18 protein-coding genes are annotated in these 22,589 nt (G+C 70.4%); 10 read left to right on the plus strand and 8 right to left on the minus strand.

Going from position 1 to position 22,589, the window contains the following annotated elements; translation table 11 throughout:
• Positions 1–126: 126 nt before the first annotated feature.
• Together AB0B82_RS19910 and AB0B82_RS19915 are read right to left on the minus strand one after the other, a co-directional pair.
• Positions 127–2,502 (minus strand): MXAN_6230/SCO0854 family RING domain-containing protein, encoded by a 2,376-nt coding sequence (locus tag AB0B82_RS19910; RefSeq protein WP_360170173.1) that lies wholly within the window; start codon positions 2,500–2,502, stop codon positions 127–129.
• 647 nt (positions 2,503–3,149) lie between these two features.
• Positions 3,150–3,338 (minus strand): DEAD/DEAH box helicase, encoded by a 189-nt coding sequence (locus tag AB0B82_RS19915; RefSeq protein WP_360170176.1) that lies wholly within the window; start codon positions 3,336–3,338, stop codon positions 3,150–3,152.
• A gap of 121 nt (positions 3,339–3,459) precedes the next feature.
• Here AB0B82_RS19915 and AB0B82_RS19920 point away from each other — a divergent pair, with 121 nt between their 5' ends.
• Positions 3,460–4,854 (plus strand): GGDEF domain-containing protein, encoded by a 1,395-nt coding sequence (locus AB0B82_RS19920; protein ID WP_360170179.1) that lies wholly within the window; start codon positions 3,460–3,462, stop codon positions 4,852–4,854.
• Here the strand turns inward: AB0B82_RS19920 and AB0B82_RS19925 are convergent.
• Entirely contained in the window at positions 4,819–5,793 is a 975-nt protein-coding gene (locus AB0B82_RS19925; RefSeq protein ID WP_360170182.1) for a zinc-binding dehydrogenase, read from the minus strand. The two genes, AB0B82_RS19920 and AB0B82_RS19925, sit on opposite strands and share 36 nt — an antisense overlap.
• 96 nt (positions 5,794–5,889) lie before the next feature.
• Between AB0B82_RS19925 and AB0B82_RS19930 the strand changes: the two genes are divergently transcribed.
• The 3 genes from AB0B82_RS19930 (at position 5,890) to AB0B82_RS19940 (ending at position 11,259) form a co-directional block, all read left to right on the plus strand.
• Positions 5,890–8,697: a DEAD/DEAH box helicase gene (locus tag AB0B82_RS19930; protein WP_360170185.1), complete on the plus strand. Its 2,808-nt coding sequence runs from the start codon at positions 5,890–5,892 to the stop codon at positions 8,695–8,697.
• A complete protein-coding gene (locus AB0B82_RS19935) occupies positions 8,690–9,919 on the plus strand; it encodes an SWIM zinc finger family protein (RefSeq protein ID WP_360170188.1) in 1,230 nt (409 codons plus the stop codon). The genes AB0B82_RS19930 and AB0B82_RS19935 overlap by 8 nt, the downstream gene beginning before the upstream one ends.
• Before the next feature lie 866 nt (positions 9,920–10,785).
• Positions 10,786–11,259 carry a nuclear transport factor 2 family protein gene (locus AB0B82_RS19940; protein WP_360170191.1) on the plus strand — a complete coding sequence of 158 codons (474 nt, stop codon included), beginning with the start codon at positions 10,786–10,788 and terminating at the stop codon, positions 11,257–11,259.
• Between the two features lie 969 nt (positions 11,260–12,228).
• Here AB0B82_RS19940 and AB0B82_RS19945 read toward each other — a convergent pair.
• Complete coding sequence (locus AB0B82_RS19945) at positions 12,229–13,206, minus strand: GDSL-type esterase/lipase family protein (RefSeq protein ID WP_360170194.1); 978 nt, start codon at positions 13,204–13,206, stop codon at positions 12,229–12,231.
• A 45-nt stretch (positions 13,207–13,251) separates the two neighbouring features.
• Positions 13,252–14,055, minus strand: coding sequence for an RNA methyltransferase (locus tag AB0B82_RS19950; RefSeq protein ID WP_360170197.1), 804 nt, complete (start codon positions 14,053–14,055; stop codon positions 13,252–13,254).
• A 291-nt stretch (positions 14,056–14,346) separates the two neighbouring features.
• On the opposite strand from AB0B82_RS19950, the gene AB0B82_RS19955 reads away from it, so the two are divergent.
• From AB0B82_RS19955 to AB0B82_RS19980, 6 genes are all read left to right on the plus strand, one after another.
• Positions 14,347–15,537: a hypothetical protein gene (locus tag AB0B82_RS19955; RefSeq protein WP_360170200.1), complete on the plus strand. Its 1,191-nt coding sequence runs from the start codon at positions 14,347–14,349 to the stop codon at positions 15,535–15,537.
• On the plus strand, positions 15,534–16,154 hold the full coding sequence (locus AB0B82_RS19960; RefSeq protein WP_360170203.1) for a hypothetical protein: 621 nt from the start codon (positions 15,534–15,536) through the stop codon (positions 16,152–16,154). The genes AB0B82_RS19955 and AB0B82_RS19960 overlap by 4 nt, the downstream gene beginning before the upstream one ends.
• The gene (locus tag AB0B82_RS19965) at positions 16,147–16,815 is read left to right on the plus strand and encodes a hypothetical protein (protein ID WP_360170206.1); all 669 of its coding nucleotides are present in this window, start codon (positions 16,147–16,149) and stop codon (positions 16,813–16,815) included. Before AB0B82_RS19960 ends, AB0B82_RS19965 begins: the two co-directional genes overlap by 8 nt.
• A gap of 16 nt (positions 16,816–16,831) precedes the next feature.
• Positions 16,832–19,957: a chromosome segregation ATPase gene (locus AB0B82_RS19970; RefSeq protein WP_360170209.1), complete on the plus strand. Its 3,126-nt coding sequence runs from the start codon at positions 16,832–16,834 to the stop codon at positions 19,955–19,957.
• Positions 19,958–20,386: 429 nt separating this feature from the next.
• Complete coding sequence (locus AB0B82_RS19975; protein ID WP_360170212.1) at positions 20,387–21,037, plus strand: hypothetical protein; 651 nt, start codon at positions 20,387–20,389, stop codon at positions 21,035–21,037.
• Between the two features lie 64 nt (positions 21,038–21,101).
• The gene (locus AB0B82_RS19980) at positions 21,102–21,581 is read left to right on the plus strand and encodes an AAA family ATPase (protein ID WP_360170215.1); all 480 of its coding nucleotides are present in this window, start codon (positions 21,102–21,104) and stop codon (positions 21,579–21,581) included.
• A 91-nt stretch (positions 21,582–21,672) separates the two neighbouring features.
• Here the strand turns inward: AB0B82_RS19980 and AB0B82_RS19985 are convergent, their stop codons facing one another.
• The 3 genes from AB0B82_RS19985 to AB0B82_RS19995 all read right to left on the minus strand — a co-directional run bounded on the left by AB0B82_RS19985 (position 21,673) and on the right by AB0B82_RS19995 (position 22,583).
• Positions 21,673–21,900 (minus strand): hypothetical protein, encoded by a 228-nt coding sequence (locus AB0B82_RS19985; RefSeq protein ID WP_360170218.1) that lies wholly within the window; start codon positions 21,898–21,900, stop codon positions 21,673–21,675.
• A 73-nt stretch (positions 21,901–21,973) separates the two neighbouring features.
• Positions 21,974–22,177 (minus strand): KTSC domain-containing protein, encoded by a 204-nt coding sequence (locus AB0B82_RS19990; RefSeq protein WP_360170221.1) that lies wholly within the window; start codon positions 22,175–22,177, stop codon positions 21,974–21,976.
• Positions 22,178–22,229: 52 nt separating this feature from the next.
• Positions 22,230–22,583, minus strand: coding sequence for an XRE family transcriptional regulator (locus tag AB0B82_RS19995; protein WP_360170224.1), 354 nt, complete (start codon positions 22,581–22,583; stop codon positions 22,230–22,232).
• Positions 22,584–22,589: the final 6 nt, after the last annotated feature.

The following is a 22,589-nucleotide window of genomic DNA, read 5'->3' on the forward strand; positions in this document are numbered from 1 at the left end:
CTCCTCCGCGCAGGCAGTCCATAGCACCCGCCGGGAGTCCGACACCGAATCGTCAAACTCGGCCTGCGGACACGCCCGGGCGCAGGTCAGGGCGGCTCGTGGAGTTGCAGCGGCGCCGGCGGTGGGTCAGGAACTCGGGCTGAGGCTCGCATGGGCGCGGGCATCGGGAGCCAGCGCGGACAGCAGGTACGGCGCGTCGATCAGGGCGACGTTCGCGCCGTCGAGCAGACGCGGATGCAGGGCGTACACTTCGGCGCCCGCGCACCGGACCGCGATCTCGTCCGTCCGGGCGGCCGCATGCCAGCAGCAGATCTCCCAGAGGCTGACCCGGTCGCCCGAGCCGTGGACCTCCTCCATCGTCGCCGCCATCAGCCCGAGCCGCCCGCCGTACCGCGCGATGTTGTGACCGTATCCGGCCGCGCCGAGGTTCACGTCGTACCAGCGCAGGTCCTTGGTGTGCAGGTCGACGCCGAACGGCATCAGGATCTTCGCGGGACCGGCCAGGTCGAAACGCTCCTCGACCGCAGCCGGGTCGAACAATGTGTTCGGCTGGCGCATGACGCCGACGAAGCCGCGCTCGAGTTCGTCGAACGGTACGTCGTTGTAGCTGAACACCACCGGCACCAGGTACCGACCGCCGACCCGGCGCACCGCACGCAGATCGATGTCGACGAACTCCGTCGAACCACCGGGACCAGGCGCCGACGTCAGATCGCCGGAATGCACCACCGCGTCCTCGTCGAACCGCAGCCGCGTGTAGTCGCAGAGCCCACGGAACGCCCACTCCTCGTCGAACACGGCAACCGACAGGTCGAGATCGACCCGGCGACCGCGCGGCTCGACCCAATGCAGGAACAGCCGGAGCAGTTCGTCCTGCGGAATCGGCACCGCGCTGCCGCGGGTGATCCGGAGCAGACTCGAGGACGTGTTCCGCTCCGAGCCGGGCGCCGCCAGACGGGTGAGCTCCTCGTCGAGGAACGCACGCCGCCATCGCGGCAGACCGTGCGCTCGACGCAGCATCTCCGCGGTCAGTACGTCGGACAGCGCGGCGGACAGCGCGCTCGGCAACGGCTCGCGGTCGTCGACCGCCGTCCAGATCCGGGCGGTGCCGCCGCGCGGGAAGAACAGGCGCAGATCACCCGGCGGTGTCCGAACCTGGCCGAGCGCGGCGGTGAGGACGGCCGGTGACACGTCCGAGACCGCGGTCGTCAAAGCATCCACGAGCAGCCCGTGCTGCTCGGGCGGCAGCGCTCGGGCCACCTGCAGCAGGCGGCGAACGAGATCGCCCGGGCGCTGTCGCAGCAGCTCCAGCGCCTGCTCCGGCCGGCCGCGCGTGAACGCGGCCTCGACGCGCGACGCGAACGTGCTCATCACGAGCCGCCCGCCCTCGACCCGCACCAGCGGATGCCGGGACGCCTCCCCGGCCACCGCCCGTCCGGCCGCGGTGCCCAGATCGAGCGCGGTACGGCGGAGCACGGCGAAGGCCAGTGCGGCGCTTGGGAAACGGGTCGCGAACTCGAACGGATGCAGGTTTTCGCCGATCCGCTTCCAGGCGCGCTCGTGCCGGCGCATGTCCTCGACGAGCGTCTCGACGGGCAGCCGGTCGAGACGCTGCAGGACTGACCGACGCGTTGCCCTTGGCAACGACTGTCGCCGGGCCGGAGCTGTCCGAAGCCCCGGGTCGGCGTCCATCAGGGCGTAGAGAACCCGCAGTACGTCGGTCGCGGTGCCGGCGCGATCGATCAGGTCCGGGTCCGCGTACAGGAACTGCGCGACGGCGAGCGCCTTTGTCTCCCGGACCGGGATCTCGTCGGGAAGCCACGCCGGTCCGGCCCCGTCGAGCAGCACCTGGAGATCGGCGCGGTCCGACGCGGACAGCGGAGTACGCCGTGTCAGCAGGTCGCCGACCGTGTGCCTGAGCGAGTCGGCCGTTGCCAGCGAGAGCAGCCGCAGCCGGTCCGAACGGACATGCGCCGGGGTGACGTCGTCGAAGGACGGCTCGAGGAACGGGTCGGCCGGGTCGATCCGCCGCAGGCACAGCGGGCACGCACCGAAGTCGGCGCCGTCCCAGCACATCCGGCAGACCAGATGCGCGCACGGTGACACCGCGTGGACCGACTTCGTGTCACCGCAGAGCACGCAGGGCTGGTCCGGCTCCTGCAGCAGTTGCGCGAAGATCCTGTTCACGTAGAAGGATTCGGTGTCGGCCGGGACGGTCTCCGGGTAGCCGCGGAACAACGGTGTGTGCGCCGTGTCGAAACCGGACTCGCCGTCGAGCAGATCGAGCAGCGCACCACCGAAGCCGGCCAGCGCGGGCGCGGACAGCGAGGCGCAGTAGCGGTACAGACCGACCGACAGCAGCAGACCGCGCTGCACCAGTTCGGCCTGCAGCGCGGACAGTCCGGCCTGAATCGTCAGTGGGCGCCGCAGCCACTGCCAGGCAGAACGCCGTACCGGCGGTGTCAACGCCTTCGCGTCCACCAGCCGCCGCCGTCGCAGCAAAACAGCAGCCTGCCTGGCCTGCCGAGCGCCGGGGTGCTTGCCCTGCTGGTTGCCAGGCTGGTTGCCTGGCTGGGGGGCAGGTCGGGCGGCTGACGGGTCTGACATGCGGCGACTCCCCCGTACGTCTGGCAGGACGGCGCCAGGAGCGGAGAGCGGACGCGCTACTTGGCCTGGTGAAGGAGAAGGAAGCACGTCCAAGAGCCGCCCCTGGCACCAAGAACACTATCGACCGCCACCGACAGTTTCTGTCACCCCACCGGGCCGCCCGGCTACCTGATTGTGGCCCCGGCGAGGTGTCGCCGGGGCCACAAAGAAGAGCTAAAGAAGAGCTCCGGTAGCAGGGTCGGGGCCGCCCCGCCCAGACCCCGCTACCGGAGATCTCCAGAGTAGAGCGTTCCTCCAAATCGTGCGCCACCGGGGCCCGGATTCGATGCCGAACTGACACTGTTGCGCCGCGTCGGGAGCGGCCCGATCACCCTCGGCAGGACGAACACCACGGACTGTTGACGAACGATCGTTTGAATTGCTCCGCAGGACCTCGAATCAGCCTCGATTCAGGCCCGTCCAGGCATTGTGCGAAGTCCCCCGCGCGCCCCTGGTGGGCGAATTCTTCGCACTGTAAGAAATACGTAAAGAAATACGCGGTGTCACCAGTCGTTACCACCGCCGAGACCGTCGCCGTGGAACCAGTCGTTACCGCCGGTGAACCAGTCGTTGCCACCCCCGAGACCGTCGCCGCGACGGCCGCAGAACCAATCGTTTCCCCCGGTGAGCCAGTCGTTGCCGCCGCCCAGACCGTCGTGACCGGTGAGGACATGGAGAGCTGCGATGCGCATGATTTTCGACCCTTCTGGATGCTGACCAACTGATGGAATGCCCGGGGCTCCGGGGTGACCTGACGTGAACAGGCCGTTACTATGAAGACATAACCGCTCAGATCTACCGCTTGTGAGGCTGATGATGATTCTGATCGGTCGGAGCAACTGGTTGCCACTGCGGCAATGGAAGCTCTGGTCGCTGCCCAGGACCGCATTGGCTTATGTGATCGCGATTGATTTGATTGCGGTGACGATTACCACACTCGCGGTCCGGAGCACGCTGAGCGGCCCCAATTCCGGAGTGCGGAACTCGGAGTGGGTCGCCTTCGCGGTGCTGGCGGTGGCTTCCACGCTCCACCTGGAGTGTGCCCGCGGAATCGAGCGCCGACGCGAGCTGGCGGCCAACACCTCACCGCACACGAACCTCAAGTGCCTGTGGATCTTCGCCGCGCTGCTGTTGCTCCCGCTGTCGCTGGTCATCCCGCTGGTCGTGCTGTCGTACAGCTACTCGTGGTTCCGGGTGTACGGGCGGACTGTCGCGCACCGCAAGGTCTTCTCCACCGCGACCTACATCCTGGCCAGCGGCGCCGCGGCCGCCGTACTGCGCGCCGGCGGGCAGATCGAAGCTCCGCGAGTGCCGACGAGCTTCTGGTCGCTGCTGGTCGTGCTGGCCGCCGCGGCGACCTGGTGGCTGGTGAACTACGCGCTGGTCGTCGGCGCGATCCTGCTCGCCACCCCGGAGGCCACCGCGCGTGAGGCGCTCGGTGAACTGTCCAACCAGTTGGTTGTTTGCGCGGGCCTCGGCCTCGGCGTGGCGATCGCCGCGGTGCAGACGTCGTACCCGTGGGTCGTGCCGGTGCTGATGGTGACCGTGCTCGCGCTGCACCGCGATCTCCTCCTGCCGCAGTACCAGCGCGCCGCCGGCATCGACGACAAGACCGGCCTGGCCACCTCGTCGTACTGGGCGAGCGCCGTGCCCGCGGAGCTCGCGCGTGCGGACACCCTGCGCAGCACGGTCGGCCTGCTGATGCTGGACCTGGACAAGTTCAAGGAAATCAACGACACCTACGGTCACCCGGCCGGTGACGAGGCGCTGCGCGCCGCCGGCGAGGCGATCCGCGCCGAGGTGCGGAACGGCGACCTGGTCGCGCGCGTCGGCGGCGACGAACTGGCGGTGCTGCTGCCCGGCGCAGTCGAGTCAGAGGTGCTGGAGATCGCGGAGCGGATCAGGGCGCGGCTTACGGGCCTCACTGTCTCGGTCAGCACGACAAGCGGCCGCAAGGCGATTCTGGACGGCGTGCCGGCCTCGTTCGGCGCGGCTGTGTACCCCGAGGTCGCGGACAGCATGGACCGGCTCATTCTGGCCGCGGACGACGCGCTGCTCACCGCCAAGCGGTCCGGGCGGAACCAGATCGTCCTGGCCCGCCCGGACCAGCTTGAGGCTCGCCCGGAGCCGGACTCCGCCGCGGCCGAGCAGTCCGGTGCGGCGACGGAGGAATCAGTCGCGGACGCGGATCAGCGCCTTACCCCGTAGCGTCCGGTTCTCCAGCGCCCGATGCCCGTCGGCCACGTGGTCGAGGTCGTAGTAACGGTCGATCACCGGCCTGAGATCACCGGCCGCCGCGCGGGCGATCACGTCGGCGCCGGTGACCGAGGTGGTCGTCGAGTCGGCGCGCAGGTCCATGATCCCCTTCACTGTGATGCCGCGGCGCTCGGCCTCCGCCGGGTCGTACGCCGCGAAGCCGCCGCTCGGCGCCCCGTGCGCGGAGAACCAGCCACCGTCCGCGACCACACCGAACGCCGTCGCGCCCAGCTCACCACCGGCTCCTTCGAACACGATATCTGCGCCGCGCCCGCTCGTTGCCTCAAGCACCGATTTCTCCCAGCCCGGCAGGCTGTAGTCGATGAGGACGTCCGCACCCTGGGCCCGGCTCAGTTCGAGCTTCTCCTGGCCGCGCGCTGCCGCGATGACCCGGGCGCCTGCCCTGTGGGCGAGCTGGATGAGCAGCAGCCCCATACCGCCTGCCGACGCGGTGATCAGCACGTTCTGACCGGCCATCGGCGGCGCGAGCTCCTCGAGCATCAACGCAGTGAAGCCGTCGCCGTACACGGCCACGGCGGTCGGCAGGTCGAGCTCGGGCGGCACCTCGACCGCGTCGCTGGTGGCCAACGCGAGCTCGGCATGCGCGCCGAACCCGACGCCGCGGCCCACGACCGTCGTGCCGATCCGGTCCGCAGCGACACCAGGACCGACCGCGCGGACTCGCCCGCCCAGGTTGCTGCCGGGCACGTACGGCGGTCGCACGTCGAAGAACTGACCGTGCTGGCCGCGGCGGATCGCGGTCTCGACGAAGATCAGGTCCGCGATCCCGACCTCGACCAGGAGCTGCCCGGCCGCGGGCTCGGGCTCCGGGACGTCCTGGGTCTCGATCACCTCGGGACCGCCGAACGCGGTCACGACTGCTGCACGCATCTGTACCTCTCTTTCTCGGAGCTCCGAGCGTGCAACCTCAACAAGAGTTGAGGTCAAGTCGGGAAGTTGTCGGCGGCGCGGCGTACCCTGCAGGGCATGTTCGACGCCCTCTTCGTCCCGGCCGACCCGCCCCGCGCGGGCCGGATGGCGCTGTACGGCGACCTGGCCGGCTCCGGTGAGACCGCCGACGGCACCGTCGACCTGGTTCTCCCCCGCGGCAGCGCGGTGCGCCGTACGACGGTGCCCGCCCGGTGGCTGTCGATGGACGAGGTGCTGGCCCGACTGACCGAGCCTGACCCTGCGGACGCGTCGGGCAGCTGGGCAGCGTGGCGTGCGGCCGGGCTCGCAGGGCTGGTGCTGATCGGCCGCGGGCGGCTGGTGCCCGACCGCAGCCCCGCCGGGTACGGCGCGTGGCGGGTCGCACCGCTCGATCCGCCCGACCGCGCCTGGCTGCGAAGCCTCGGCACCGCAATGCCGCCGTACGGTCATGCGCTGGCGATCGAGGGCACCCGGCCGATCCGGCTGCGCGATCCGGAGGAGCTGATCCGGGCGTTCTGGGATGCGCTCGCGGACACCATGGTGCGGACACTCGCGGCCGCGGTCGCCACGCGGCCCGGAGCCGCGCCGTTCGCGGCCGTCGAGCCTGTGGAGCTGCCCGGCCCGACCGCGTGGCTCGACGAGACCTCGTTGGCCGAGCAGGCCGGGACTCGCCTGGTGCTGCGGATCGAGCCGCCGTTCTCCGAGGAAACACCTGATTTCCGGGCGGTTCTGCAGTTGCGGAGTGGTCTCGACCCGAGTCTGCTCGTCGACGTCGCGGACATGTGGAACGCACCGGCCGCCGTACTGACAGCTCTCGGCGAGCGCGCCGAGACCGACCTGCTGCTCGCCCTCCGCCGCGGTGCGCGGGTCTGGCCGCCGCTCGGCTCGGCGCTCCGCGACGCCGCTCCGGAAGAGGTGCCGATCGACGACGTCGCCCTCGATGAGCTCGCCGAGGGCAGCACGGCGCTGGAAGGCGCGGGCATCGAGGTGCTTTGGCCGACCGAGCTGTTCGCCGGGGAGCTGGCCGTCCGTGCCTCGGTGGCGACGCCGACGCCGGGCGCTGTCACCGGGCCTGATTTCAGCCTCACAGACCTGGTGGCGTTTCGCTGGCGTCCCACCCTCGACGGCGAGGAGCTGACCGAGGCCGAGGTCGCCGCGCTCGCCGAGGCCAAGCGGCCGATGATCCGGATGCGCGGCCGCTGGATCCGCGTCGACCAGGACGTCGTCCGCCGACTGCGCACCGGCGCCACTCGCAAGCTCACCGGGGCCGAGGCACTCGGCGCCGCGCTCACCGGGACGATCGACGTCGACGGCGAGTTGGTCCCGTTCGACGCGGACGGATCGCTGGCGTCGATGCTGTCCCGGCTCCGGGCCGCTGAGGAGCCGGCGCCGTTCAGTGAACCGGTCGGCCTGCGCGCGACCCTGCGCGACTACCAGCGCCGCGGCGTGGCCTGGATGGCACAGCTCGCCCACCTCGGTCTCGGCGGCTGCCTCGCCGACGACATGGGGCTCGGCAAGACCATCCAGGTGATCGCCCTGCACCTGCAGCTGCGTGGACGCGGTCCCACGATCGTCGTCTGTCCGTCGACCCTGCTCGGCAACTGGGAGCGAGAGTTCGAGCGGTTCGCGCCCGACGTGCCCGTGCGCCGGTACCACGGGACCGGTCGCACACTCAGCGATCTCGACCCCGGCGAGGTCGTGCTCACGACGTACGGCGTGGTGCGCCAGGATCACCGTGTCCTCGGTGAAATCGCGTGGGGCCTGGCCGTCGCGGACGAGGCGCAGCACGCGAAGAACCCGTTGTCCCGCACTGCCCGCGCACTGCGGACGTTGCCGTCGGCAACCAGGATCGCCTTGACCGGTACACCGGTGGAGAACCGGCTCTCCGAGCTGTGGTCGATCCTCGACTGGGCGGCGCCGGGGTTGCTCGGGACACTCGATCGCTTCCGGCACGACATCGCCGTACCGGTCGAGCGGTTCCACGACGAGGAGGCGACCGCCCGGCTCGCGCGGGTGACCCGGCCGTTCCTGTTGCGGCGCCGCAAGAGCGATCCCGGGATCGCGCCGGAGCTACCGCAGAAGTCGGAACACGACGTCGTCGTACCGCTCACCACCGAGCAGGCCACGCTGTACCAGGCGATCGCGAAGGAGACGCTCGCGAAGATCGAGGAGGCCGAAGGCATCGCGCGGCGCGGTCTCGTGCTGAGCCTGCTCACGCAGCTGAAACAGGTGTGCAACCATCCCGAGCAGTTCCTGCACGAGCCCGGCCCGCTGGAGCGCCGGTCCGGCAAACTCGCCGCGCTGGACGAGTTGCTCGACGTGATCCTGGCCGAGGGCGAGTCGGTGCTGATCTTCAGCCAGTACGTCGAGATGTGCCGGCTGATCGAGGCGCATCTCGCGGCGCGGCAGGTCAAGACCCTGTTCCTGCACGGCGGCGTCGGGGTGCGGAAGCGCTCGGAGCTGGTGGAGCAGTTCCAGGCGGGCGCGGCGCCGGTGTTCCTGCTGTCGCTGAAGGCCGGCGGCGTCGGGCTGACGCTGACGCAGGCCACGCACGTCGTGCACTACGACCGCTGGTGGAACCCAGCCGTCGAGGACCAGGCCACCGACCGCGCGTACCGGATCGGCCAGGACCGCCCGGTGCAGGTCCATCGCCTCGTCACCGAGAACACGCTCGAGGACCGGATCGCCACGGTCATCAACGCGAAGCGCGACCTCGCGGACGCCGTCGTCGGCTCCGGCGAGGCCTGGCTGAGCGAACTGTCCGACGCGGAGCTGACCGAGCTGGTCGAGCTGTCGACCGGTCCGGTTCGGTCCGGGTCGGCCAGCGCGTACAACCCTTCCGCCGTGGGGAAATCCGATGCCTGACGAGAATCGGACGCCGTGGCAGTCCTGGCGACGCAAGGGCGAGGACGACGCAAGTCTGCCTGCGGCCAGGGGGGCTGGAAGCAGGCGATCGTTCGGCGCGACCTGGTGGGGACGCGCGTGGCTCGATGCGCTCGAGCACCGGGCGCGTCTCGATCCCGGCCGGTTGTCGCGCGGTCGGTCGTACGCGCGGCGCGGAAGTGTGCTCGAGTTGACGGTCAATCCGGGCGAGGTCGAGGCCGTAGTACAAGGCAGCCGCGTCACGCCGTACCAGGTGACCGTTCGGATCCGGGCCTTCTCGGCGGACGAGTGGGACGCGGTGGAGCGGAGCGTGTCGGCGCAGATCGGCCGGGTCGCGGCGTTGCTCGACGGCGAACTACCGCCAGAGGTCGTCGACGACGTGCGCGAGGCCGGCCTGGAGTTGCTGCCCGGCGCGGGCGAGGTGCTGACGAACTGCAGCTGCCCGGACTTCGCCGTACCGTGCAAGCACTCCGCGGCCGTCTGCTACCAGGTGGCCGATGCGCTGGACGACGATCCGTTCGCTTTGCTGTTGCTGCGTGGGCGGCGCCGGGACGAGTTGCTGGAGGCGCTCCGCTCGCGTCGTGGCGGTGGCGGCAGTGCGACCGCTGCTGCTGCTCCGTCTGCGCCGGTGGGGGTTCGTGCCACGGAGGCGTTCGGTCGAACCGATCCGGGTGCGGTGCCAGTTCCGCCGCGGCCGATGAATGCGCCCGGTGTGCCTGTCGCGGTCAAGGTCCTGGACCCGCCGCAGTCGTCCGGGGTCGACGTCCGCGACCTGATCGCCCTCGCCACCGACGCCGCCCGGCGCGCCTGGGCACTCGCCTCCGGCGACACCGCCGCCGAACTGACCCACGCGCAGGACCTGGCGCGACGCGCCGCCGACCTCCTCGGTACGCCGGAACTCGCCGACCTCGCCCACCGCGCCAACATGTCCGCCCGGCAACTGACCACCTGGGCCACCGCCTGGCGCCACGCCGGCCCCGGCGGTCTCGCGGCAACCGCCGACCCGCCACACCCCGCAGACCCGGAACTCCTGGCCGAGGCTGCGAGTTTGTTGCCCAACGCAATCATCGAAGGCAACCGGGTGACCGCAGGCAAGGTCCAACTCCGCCTGGGCCAAGACAACCTCTGGTACCGCTTCGACAACACCTTCAACGACTGGACCCTCACCCGCCCACCCGCCTCCACCCCCGAAGAACTCCTGTAGCGGCACCCCACAACCCGCCGCCCGGCCCAGGTGACGATCTTTGCGCTGGCCCAGGTGACGACCTTGCGCTGGACCAAGTGACGACCTTGCGCTGGCCCAGGTGACGATCTTTGCGCTGGCCCAGGTGACGATCTTGCGCTGGCCCGCGGAACCGTCGGTGACAGGCCCGCGTGACCGTCAGACACCGACCCGCGTGACCGTCCGACACCGACCCGCGTGACCATCAGACACCGACCCGCGTGGCCGTCAGACGCCGACCCGCGCGCCAACTGTGGGGCGTATGAACAGGTCGTGGTGGGACCGGGGTGGTTATTTCCTGTTCAAACCCCCAAGTTGGCGTCAGCACCCCCGAGTTCTGGTTCGCGACACCCCTCGCGCGCTGGGGAACGTACGCGACGTACGCGACGTACGCGACGTACGCGACGTACGCGACGTACGCGGCGCCGAGCGGCGCCCGTGAGCAGTCCGCGCCCTGCCCACGGAACCGTCGGACACCGACCCACATGACCGTCCGACACCGACCCGCGCGCCAGCCGTATGGGGTTTGAACAGGTTGTGGTGGGTGGGGAGTGGCTATTTCCTGTTCAAGGCCCCGGTTTGGGGTGACCACTCACGAGTTGTGGTTCGTGGTGGCGGGGCAATGCTTTGGCGGGCGGCGCGTTCTCGCGGGTGATGCTCAGGCGGGAGGTGCTGTTCCGGGAGGTGCTGTTCCGGGAGGTGCTGTTCCGGGAGGTGCTGTGGCGGGAGGTGATCGGTGGATCGGCTTCGGCCGACGCGGCGGAGTTGCCTTGCCGGAGATCACCACCGTTCTCTACGCTGAGGAAAGTTGAGAACGGACGTTCTCGACGGAGAGGAAAGATTTCGAGATGCCCGATGCAGCCCGGCCGCCGTTGCCGCCGTTCACCAACGAGACCGCGCGTCAGAAGGTGCGCATGGCCGAGGACGGATGGAATTCGCGCGACCCGCAGAAGGTCGCCCTCGCCTACACCGAGGACTCTCGCTGGCGGAACCGCACCGAGTTCCCGAGCGGACGCGCGGAGATCGTCGCGTTCCTGACCCGCAAGTGGAACACCGAGCTCGACTACCGGCTGATCAAGGAGCTCTGGGCGTACGACGGCAACCGGATCGCGGTGCGGTTCGCGTACGAGTACCACGACGACTCGGGCCACTGGTTCCGTTCGTACGGCAACGAGAACTGGGAGTTCGACGGCAACGGTCTGATGCGCACGCGCTTCGCGTCGATCAACACCGCGCCGATCGCCGAATCCGACCGGAAGTTCCACTGGCCACTCGGCCGCCGGCCCGACGACCACCCTGCCCTGAGCGACCTCGGCCTCTGAACCCGCAGGACGCCCACCGCGCCGCCCACCGGCCCGGGCCACAACTCGCGGGCGCCGACCCCAACCCGGGGCCGTGAACAGGCAATAACCACCACCCACCCACCACAACCTGTTCAAACCCCCGAAAGTCAGCGCGTAGGACGGCGCGGGCCTTGACACGGCGCGGGCCTTGACACGGAGCGGGGCCTGACGCGGAGCGAGGCCCGCCGCATACGCCGCCATCACGTCACCGCGCCACCGCGCTGCCCGCCAGCGCGAGCCACAACTCGCGGGCACCGACCCCAAACCGGGGCCGTGAACAGGCAATAACCACTCCACACCCACCACAACCTGTTCAAACCCCCGAGAGTTGGCGCGTGGGGCAGGGCCCGGCGTGGGGCAGTGCCGGCGTGGGGCAGGCCCGGCGTGGGCCAGGGCCCGGCGTGGGGCAGGGCCCGGCGTGGGGCAGGGCCCGGCAAGGGCCGTGCATGGGCCGTGCATGGGCCGGGCATGGGCCGGGCATGGGCGCGGGGCGGGGACCGGCGCGGGGCCTGACACGGAGCGGGGCCCGCCGCATACGCCGCCATCACGTCACCGCGCCACCGCGCCACCCACCGACCCGAGCCACAACTCGCGGGCACCGACCCCAAACCGGGGCCGTGAACAAGAAATAACCACTCCACACCCACCACAACCTGTTCAAACACCCGAGAGTTGGCGCGTGGGGCAGGGCCCGGCGTGGGGCAGGGTCCGACATGGGGCAGGGTCCGACATGGGGCGGGCACTGGGCGAGGCCGGGCGCGGGGCGGGGGCGGGCGCGGGGCGGGGGCGGGCGCTGGGCGGGGCCGGGCGCGGGGCGGGGACCGGCGCGGGGCCGGGTTGGCGTGGGGCGGGCGCTGGGCAGGGACCGGCGTGCGGCGGGGACCGGCGTGGGGCGGGCGCTGGGCGGGGACCGGCGTGCGGCGGGGACCGGCGTGGGGCGGGGTTGGGTCAGCGGCGGCGGAGGCTGGTGTGGTCTTCGAGGGCTGCGATCAGGTGGTTGGCGATCTTCGTGTGGCCGGTGACCGTGGGGTGGACCTGGTCGGTGCAGTCGGCTTCGGTGATCCAGGTGGTGGAGTCGATGTGGACGAGGTTCGGGTCGTCGAGGGACTTCACCGCGGCCTGGATCGCGTCGGCGTGTTTGCCGTTGAAGGGCGGCAGCGCGACGATCCGCGTGCTGGGGTACGCCGCGCGCACCCGCCGTACGTAGGCCGCGTACTCCTCGGGTTCCAGGGTCGGGTCGTTCACGCCGAGGTTGATCACCACGACGTCGGAGGGCTCGATGCGCTCCGCGGGTGAGCCGGCGTAGTTCCAGCCGAAGGATTCGATCCCGCCGGGGACCTCGCCGTTGCCGGGTTTGCTGATCCCCTGACTGCCGAACCCGACCTGGTACGACGTCGCGCCGAAAGCGCGGGCGGTGAGGTACGCGTACGACGCCGCGCCGTCGGCGCCCTCGGACTCGGGATGTTCGCTCAACGCGCGAACGCCCTGCGTGATCGAGTCGCCGTAGAACTCCAGCCGCGGCCCGCCGGGACGTCCGCTGAGCCGCAACCGGGACTTCGCATCGAGGACGAGGCCGGCGAACACGACCGCGCACTCGAATGGCGGGTTCCATCGGTTGACGTGCTCGTTGACGTCCTTGACCACGATCTCGACGCGGTGCCGGCCGTCGGGCGCTTCGAGCTCGACGACCGGCCCTTCGATGACGTGCAGCCGCGGTTCGCCGTCGTCGACGGTGATCCACAGGTGCGGCGGGACGGTCAGACCGGCGGTGTCGAACAGCAGCTGCAACCGCTCACCGGCGTACGAGAACGAGATCCGGGACCCGGAGTTGACCGTGATCGCGACGCCGGGCTGGTGACCCCACTGTCCCTCCAGGACGATGCGCGGATCGGACGGGGCGACGACCTCGCCTGGCTCGAACGGCACGGCATGCTCCTTCTGCTCGGTTGCCGCCCCATTGTGCCCGCCCGCTCACCAGCCCTCCTTCCGAGCCCGTGCCTCGAACAGCAGGATCCCGGCCGACAGCGCGACGTTCAGCGAGTCCGCCTGACCGAGCATCGGGATCGACACCGCGTCGAACCCCTGGTCGTGCCACGCCCGCGACAGTCCCGAGCCCTCCGAGCCGACGACGAAGGCGGTCGGACCGTCGTACTGCGGGACTCGGTAGGTGCCCGTTGCGGCCGGGTCGGCGAGGTGGACGCGGAACCGGTGGCTGCGCAGCCAGGTGGCCGCGGCCGGGATGTCGCCGAACTCGACGATCGGCGTCGAGAGGACGGTGCCGCGACTCGCCGAGTACACGGCCGGATGGGTGGGGCGGGCGCGGCGGCTGGTCAGAACGAGGCAGTCGGCGTTCGCGGCGTCCGCCGTCCGGATCAGGGTGCCGAGGTTCCCGGCGTACTCGACGCCGTCGGCGACCAGGACCAGCGAGCGGCTGGTGAAGCGGAACGTGTGCGGACGCCACTCCGGGACCCGGGCGATCGAGATCAGGCCGTCCGAGCGGGTTTTGCGGGACAGCCGGGCGAGCAGCTTCGCGGAGATCCGGTAGACCTCGGCGGCGCGGTCCGCTACCTGGGCGGCGAGCTGGGCGAGGTCCGCCGTACCGGCCTCGGGGCACCAGAAGAAGGCCTCGACGGGGGCGGACGTGGTGAGCAGGCGGTCGTGTTCCCAGGTGCCCTCGACCATGATCCGGCCGGGTGAACCGTCCTTGCGCAGCGCAAGCAGGTCACGGACACGGGGGTGTTGCGCGCCGACGGGACGCGCATGGTGCACAGTCATGTGCAAGCTCCGAACGGAGAGAATCAGCAAGCGCGCCGGGGACCCTGCGACAGGGTCCGCACCGGCGGGGCGACGCCACCAGGCGCCGTGGTACTGACGCGGCCTTCCCGACCGCGTCAGCCAAGGATTCTCATCACATCTCGGATGGTAGGCAGCCGCCGATCGGCCGTCATCCGGTTTTCCACAGGCGCGCGGCAGGCCGGTTTTGGTCTGTCGGTGCGGCTGGTTAGAGTCCCTTGTCCGATATCCCCGGGCCTGTCTACCCGGGCTCATTCACGGGAGGGAGTGCGGATGGACGCGACACTGCTCGACGCCGAGGCCGAGGCGGCTGTGCTGCGGGTCTACCGTCAGGTGTTCGCCGTGCTCGCCCGGGAGTCCGGCGCGATGATCGTCGACCCCGAGCTGCTGGACGTCGACCAGGCGATCCTGGACGCGTTCGCCGAGGCGGGCAGCGACGGCCTGACCGTGGAGCAGGCCACGCTCGCCTGCCGGGCGTATCCGCACGACGTGATCGTCCGCCGCTTCGAGGTGCTGCGGCAGTACGGCGCGATCACCAAACTCGTCGACCGGCCGAACGAGTTGCGCCACCGCGCCGCCTTCGCGCCGTACGTGATGCTGATGTTCCTGCGCCGGATGTCCGTCCAGGGCGGTCAGGGCGAGCTGCACCAACTGCTCACCCTCGAGGCGCACAGCGTCAGCGACCCGCAGGCGACCGTCGACGACGGGCGGGCATCGATCGGCCGGCTGACCAAGGTGTTCCGCCTGCTCGGCAACGAGCTCGCGATCCTGGTCTCGACCAGCACGACCGCCCAGCTCCGGGAGAACGCGCAGCTCGCCTGGGGCAACGAGCGACTGATCGAGCAGGCCGAGAAGGTGCACCGGCTGGTCCTCGGCCGCTGGCCTGAGCTGCATCGCGACTGCACCGAGCTGCGGATGGCCCTCGCGGCCTATGCGGACGCCGTCCAGCTCGCCGCGGGCCGCCTGGTCGAGCGAGCCGGTACGACGCGGGCGCTCGGGCTGCTGCCCATCGAGACCTGGCTGACGTTCACGCGGAGCAGTGAGCCCGACGCGCTGGCCGCCGTACTGGACGGCATCCTGTTCGACGCGGCCGCGCCCGATTTTTCTGCGCAGACGCTGGTCGAGGCTGTGGAGACAGGACGCCGCAGCGGGTCCGCGCGGATGGCGCCGCCGCGTCCGACCGCCGATCTGGAGGCGCCGGAGTCCGCCGCCGCGACCGATCGTGAGGACCTGCGCGCCGAGGCCGAGCGAGTGCTGGCCGGCCGCACGTCGGTCAACATCGTCGAGGTTGTGGACGAGGCCGGCGACTGGGTCACCGCCCGCCGCGTTCTCGCCGAGCTCACCGCGGCGCACCTGCACGACGAACTGGACTACGAGCTGGTCTGGTCGGACGGTATGCGCATCGACCCGGCGGCAGGTACACCGTGGGCGACCGACGGCGTGTTCCGCCGGGTGACGCGGTGAGTACCGAAGCCGTCGAGCGGCGGCTGTACAACGCACTGTGGTGGGCGAAGGTGCAATCGGCCGGCCCGCTCGAGGTCGACCCGGACACGCCTGCTGTCGCCGGCCTCACCCGAGCGCCTGCACCGGACGGGTCGTCCGTCTGGCTGGTTCCGACGCTGCCCTCAGGCGCGGGGCATGGCGTCCTCGAGGAGCTTGGCACTCCCCCGGTCGCCGTCGAGCAGCCGAACGAGACGGCTCGCGTCCTCGCGATCTGCGTCGCCTGCTGCTGGACCGACCGCAGCGGGCCCGCCTGGCCCGGATCGACCGGCACGCTCGCGCAGGTCAGGTCCGTGTACGCCGGGATGCGCGGCCGCCCCGAGCAGCCGAGCGATCTGACGCTGATCGTCGGCAGTCTGCGTCGCCTGCATGCCACGCACTGGCTGCTGTGGGACGACAAGTCCGGCGAGGTCCGCCTCGGCCCACGGGTGATCACCTGGACGCCCGCCGACCTGTCCGCCCTGCGCGACCTGTGCAGGCATCTCCCGGAACCGCCGCCTGCTGTGCTGACCGCGCCGCCCGCCGACGCGCCTGCGCCAGAGCCGGACGGGGCACTCCCCGAGGAGGGCACGGATGACTGACCAGCATGCGTTGTTCGATCCGTTGCTCCAGGACCTCAGCGACCGTTCCCGCGACGAGGTGCTGACCGCGTTCAGCGCCGTGCAGTACGCCGCGCACCCGGTCGCCGAGGTGCAGCTGCCCGGCCTGCGCGACGTGACGTTGCGCCGTCAGGTGCAGCGAATGCTCAAGCTGATCGGGCGGACACTCGTCCACGTCGACAGCACCCATTGGACAGCCGGGTACGACGACGACATCGCGGCCAGCCTGGTCGCGCAGGGCTGGCAGCCGTTGAGTGTCGTCGACCGCGCGGTGCTGGTACTCGTGCTGATCCATTCGGTCGCGATCCCCCGCAGTGAGGGCATCCTGACCGGCGACAGTTGGAAGTCCGCGCGACCGACCACTGTCGACGAGTTGCGGACCAGCCGGATCAGCAGCGAGGAGCGCCGGCTCGCGCTGCAACGGTTGCGTGCGGCGGGGCTGGTTCAGCTGTCCGGCGATCACTCGAGCGGACCGGCGTACATCCCGGGTCCGCAGCTGCAGCGGCTGACCCCGGCGGCGCGTCGGCGCCTGCAGGATCAGCTGATCCTGGCCGCCGCGCCGGCCAGTCCGATCGCGGAGGCCATCCGCGCGCGCAACGGCGTACCAGCAGAGACCAGTACGACCACGGGAGACGATGCATGAGCGAGCGAGGCCGTCGATGAGGAGCGAAGCCGCCGAGGACGGGCCGTTCGACATCCTGGGGTCGAAGGTGCTGTTGGGTGTCCAGGTCGTCGACCTGTCACGCCTGTCGACGCATCCGATTCCGATGATCGGCCGTGGGCTGATCACGGTCGCCGGCCAGGGCCCCACCGACTCCAACGGCGCCGGCAAGTCGTCGTGGATCGCGGCGCTCAGCCTGCTGCACGCCGACGAGCAGTGGCGCCTGAGCAGTGGTGCACCGGGGGCGGCCGAGCTGCTGTTCACCGCCGAGGCCGCCGGCCAGGAGGGCAACTGGTCGAACGTCGACCGTGGCTACATCGTCGGCGTCTTCTCCGAGCCTGATCTCACCGATCTCGAGGAGATCGAGGCCGCCGCTGTCACGGTCTGGCTGCGGATCAACCGCAAGGCGTCGTACATCGACCTGCGCTGGAAGCAAGGCCTGCACATCCCGTACGGCGCGACCGAGGCCGAGCGTGCCGCGGGTGCGGACGCGTTGTGGGCGGCCCTTCCGCACTCGAACGGGCGCACCGACTTCCACGCCAACAAGCTCTCCCAGGTGCTGTACGGCGGGCAGGTGCGCTGTGTCTCGTTCCTGTCGACGTCGGTGCGATCGAGCCCGACCGCGAACCTGCTGGCCGAGCCGCTCAACGAGCTCGGGCCGGCCCGGATCTTCAACGCGATCGCGACGCTGACCGGGCTCGATCACGAGCTCGAGCAGGAGCAGGCACATCGCTCCGCCGAGCACACGCAGCGCGAGGCGACCAAGCAGGCCACCGCGGACCTGCAGCGGTGGGAGCAGGAGATGGCCACCGTCGAGGCGAGCATCCAGCAGCGCGCCGCGGCGCGGGCCGCCCTCGCCGCCGCGAAGGAGTCGTGGCGGGCACGCTCGGCGCGGCACCTGATCGACGGCGCCGCGCGGAACGAGGAAATCCTGCAGGAGCTGGCGGTTCTCGACGAACGGGTCGCCGAGCAGGAAGCCCGGAAGGAGGCCGTTGAGGCCGAGATCGATGCTTTTGGCAACGAGGAAGGGCTGCTCCGCGATGTCCAACTGACCCGCCAGGAGCGGGACCGGCTGGATGCTCGTGACCGCGAGCTCGACCTCGCGCAGCGATCGGTACGCGAGCAGCTGGAGCGGCTCGGCCAGGAGCATCGGCGACTGCTGGAGGCGGGGCGTTCGGCGGACGGTCGCGATCTCGCGGCGGCGGCCGAGGAGCAGGCCGAGGCTCGCGCTGTGCTCGAGGAGCACATCGGGCGCGACCACGCGGCCCGCTCCGCGGTCGAGTACGCGACGGCCGAGCTGCGCGAGGCGGAGAGCGGCCAGACCGTGTCGGCGCCGCAGCAGCAGGTCCTGGAGAACGCCGGGATCGAGTGCGGTGCACTCACCGACATCACCGAGCTGCCCGCGGCCGACCGTGCCGAGTGGGAGCCGCGGCTGGCGCCGTACCGCGAGGCGGTCGTCATCGATGCCGCCGACGCCGCGATCGCGTCCACCGCGCTGGCCGAGGCCGGGTACGCCGGATTCGTGCTGGTGCTGGCGAATCGGCCCGGTGCTGCCAAGACGACCGGCAAGCGCGGGCCGCGGTCCGCGGACAAGCGTTTCGCGCTGGACGCGTTCTTCGCGGCCATCGGCGAGCGCGCGACGAAGGACACCATCGACGACGCGGCCGGTGTGATCGCGGTCGGTCAGTTCGACGAGCCGATCACCGGCCGGACCGCGCGGATCGAGGCCGCGCGCCGCCGCCTCGAGGCCGCGGTCGAAGCGCGCGCCGAGGCGTCTGCCGCGCTCGACCAGGCCCGCGCCCGCGTCGAGCAGGCCGAGCGGCGTACGGCGGCCGCTCGCGCACTGGCCGACGCGGAGAAGGTGCAGGAGCAGATCCTCGCGCTCCGCGAAGCCGTCGACCGCCACGAGACCGACCGCGACGCGCTCGCACCGCAACTGCAGGCCGCGAAGGAGTCGGCCGAGGCCGCCGCCGGTCAGCAGCTCGTCCGCGACGAGCGGTTGAAGAACCTCGAAGCCACCCGCCGCGACCACGACCGGATCCTCGACGAGTTGACCGCCCGCCGGCTCGCGCTGCGCGAGGAGCAGACCATGCTCGATCTCACCGCGCGCGCCACGGCCTGGGGCGGTACACCAGCCGAGGCCGAGGAGTTCATCGTCTCGCTACCTGACGACGCACAACGCCGTACGACGGCCGACTGGAATCATCAGGCCTGCACGCAACTCGACGAGGTGATCCGCCGCTGCTTCCCGAACGCCCGCGCCCGCGACGAGATCCCCACCGAGCTGTGGGAAATTCTGAACGGCCCGGACGGCTGGACGAACGGTTCGCTCAGCGACCGTGTCGGCCTGGTCCCGGCGCTGCACCGGACGCTGAGCAGCCATCTCGCGCAGCACGAGACGTTCGACAGCCTGCAGCAACAGCAGATCGCCAGCCAGCGCGCCGAGCGGAACGCCGCGCTCGAACGCGCCCGCGAAGGGCTCGCCGAGGCCGAGAGCACGGCCCGCGCCCACCGCGCGTCGCTTGCCGACGGCATCAAGGCGCGGCTGCGGCTGGTGTCGCAGGAGTTCGACCGGCTCGACCAGCAGTACGGTGGGTACGGCGCGAAGCTGGAATTCCCCGAGCCCGACCCGCCGGCCGAGCCGGACAAGCCGTGGCGCTGGACGGTCACCCCGAAGTGGCGACGCTCCGAGGGCGGTCCGTTCTCGGCGTTCAACGTCAAGGGCAACACCGCGCAGATGGACGAGAAGGCGGTCAAGCTCGTCTGCGCTGCGGCGCTGGCCGGTGGCTCGGACCGTCCGCTGCTGCTGATCCTGGACGAGCTCGGGCGCAACCTCGGCTCGCAGCACCGGCGCGAGGCGGTGGCGTTGTTCGAGCAGATCGGCCGTGACCGGAACATCACGGTCATCGGCGCCCTCCAGGACGACATGGAGCGGTACGCGCTCGCCTCGTCCCGGCTGTACGTGAAGCTCCGCCGCAGCTCCGACACCATGCCGTACAACCAGGCGCCGGTGGTGAAGGGCAACGAGGAGAACGCGGCCCGCGTCGAGCTGCTCCGCGAGTGGCTCACGTCGTACCGTGGCTCGACGCCGACCCTGGAGCTCGCGTCGCCGACCCTCACGTAGTCGGCTGCGCTGCTGGTGGTTGCGCGACGGCTCGGGGATGCGACGCTGACATCACTGAGCCCAGGCGGCATTCTCACGGAGAGCTGCGATTCGGCGGGTAACGAGCGCGCCTGGGCCGCTCGTCGCTGCGACACTTGCTTGACAAGTGTCCAGATTTCGCTGTGATATTTCCAAAATCCGACCCCGGTGCTCCCGGTCGGGCCCGGGGTACAGCAAACTGTTCCGGTGACCGTTCCGGAGAGGCGTCGTGTCCACGCGCGCCGAGTTCTGGTCAAGCGGTCGTATGACGGCGTACCGTCGCCATCTGGCACCGCATCGTCCGGTGGCACTGGGTCGTTCCGTGACACAGCGTCAAGCTGTGGCACCGCACCATGCTGTGGCAACGGTGCGGTGCTGCTGCACCGGTCGGCTCATGATCGGAGGGCGTGAATGGCATCCTGGCTGCTGCGCGCCCAATGGCCGCATCGTGACGAGACCATCGAGCACCGCGCGCTCCGCGTCGGCCGCACGCTGACCGCCGTCGCCGTGGCATTCCCCGACGTCCACAGCTGGACGCAGGACGAGCGCTGGGGCTACCACGTCCTCGAGGCCGACGGCTCGACGCCGCTCGAGGAAATGGTCGAGGCCACCACGAAGGTGCTGGCCAACGGTACGAGTACGACGCGGCTGCATCTGCAGAGCACCGGCGAGCTGCCGTGGCTCTTCGACCTGTCCATGGGCGGGACGATGACTACCGTGTCGGATCAGCTCACGTTGCATTGGAGCGACGAGGACGCACTGCGGCAGCCGGAACGGTTCGCGCAGGTTCTCCGCGCGGTGGTCTCGATCTGGGAGCCGCAGTGGGCGAGCATCGCCGATACTGAGCTCGCTGCCGCGGCAGGGGTCTTCCGGCGCGGCATTCCGATGATGGGGTGGCTCACGTACGTCCGCGGCCTGGTCGCCGGCGCGCCCGGCGTCGACATCGCGCTCACACCCTACGAGCGGGGAACTTTGCTTCAGGCCCCTGTCTCCCCCACGGACCTGACTCCGGTCCACATCTGTGCAGCGGCCGCGCTTGTCGGCATCGCCCCTGAGGACTGACGCACCGTCGGTACGACATACGGGTCTTGAGCAGGTCGGAGGTACGGCCCGCTAGGCTCGGGTGATGGCTGGACTGGTGTTGCTCGTCGGGTTGCCGGGTGCCGGAAAGACAACGTGGGCGAAACGCCTCGAGGACGAACGCAAGGCGCTGCGGTTCACGCCGGACGAATGGATGCAGCCGCTGTTCGACACCAACGACGCCGACGGCCGCCGCTGGGTCCTCGAGTCGCAGCTCTTCTGGAACCTCGCCGCCCGCGCCTTGACGCTCGACGTCAACGTGATCCTCGACTACGGCTGCTGGTCCGCCGAAGAACGCCACCTCTTCCGCACCCGAGCCCAGTCGCTGGGCGCAACGGCCGAAATGGTCGTCCTGGACATCCCCTTCGACACGCTGTGGTCCCGCATCGCCGCCCGCAACGCCAATCTCCCACCCGGCACCTTCGCAATCTCCCATGCCGACCTGACGGAGTGGACCACCCGATACGAACCGCCGACCCCCGAAGAGCTGATGACGTGGGACCATCACCAACTCATCCGCGAGTGACCACCACCTGGCTCGGCAGCCAAGCAGCCGCCGGCTCCCAGTACCTGTCAGAAGCCGGCGGGCGGGCGGTATTCGGTTTCAGCGCCGACGCCTAACGCGACGGTTGTGGTGCGGTGCAGTCGATCTGCGGGTTGGCGCCGACGTAGTTGAGCGGCCCTGCGACGATCGTCACCAGGGTCGTACCGATCCGAGCGCAGGTCGCGTCGGAGCCGGCGAAGTAGTTGCGTTGCACGGCAGCTGCCAGTCCGATCAGCAGCCAGACGAGAACGACGACGGCAGCAGCACGGGAACCGGTCGTAGAGGCCCTACGAGTGCGCATGTTCACCTCCAGGGTTGGGCGCACACCCCCGTGTGAACGGCCCACCTGTTCCCGGCGGCTTCGCGGCGGAAACTCAGCTTTCGCGCACGTCGTAGTACGGCTTGATGTGCCGGTTGACGTACGTACCGATGCTGGGCGCCGCCATCAACGCCGCGAACTCGGGCTGTGGAACGTCGAAGTACTGGTACGTGTCGCCACTGACGTACTCGACCTCCAACGTGCCCTCGGCCCATCCGACCGATCGCACACTCGACGAGTTCACCGGGTGTCGCCTCATCCGCGGCTCCTTCCGCACACGTTCAGCGGGCTCAGTCTGCCTCCTTCCGCGGTCAGGACGTGGGAGATCGCTCCGGGGTAGGTGCTTGGAGTCGCGCGAGGGCGCGGGTCAGGTCGCCCAGCGCGGTGCTGAGCTCGGCCAGCGCGGCGTTGTCGAGCGGGCCGCTCGGCTGGTCCAGGCCGAGGTTGGCCGCGAAGCGGACATGCGCGTCCGGCGGCGCCTGCTTCAGGTAGCCGTCCAGGGCTTCCTGCAGCGCGGGGCTCGGCACGAGCTCCGGTCTCTCCTTCCACTTCGTCAGCGTGCGCGGCGATATGCCGAGCTGGTCGGCGAAGGCCTCGTTGGTCAGCCGTAGCGCCGTACGCAAGGCATGCGCGTGGCGGCCGGTCCATTCGTCGATGACTGTCATCCGTGC

The organism is Kribbella sp. NPDC048915 (genome assembly GCF_040649595.1).
GTDB lineage: Bacteria > Actinomycetota > Actinomycetes > Propionibacteriales > Kribbellaceae > Kribbella.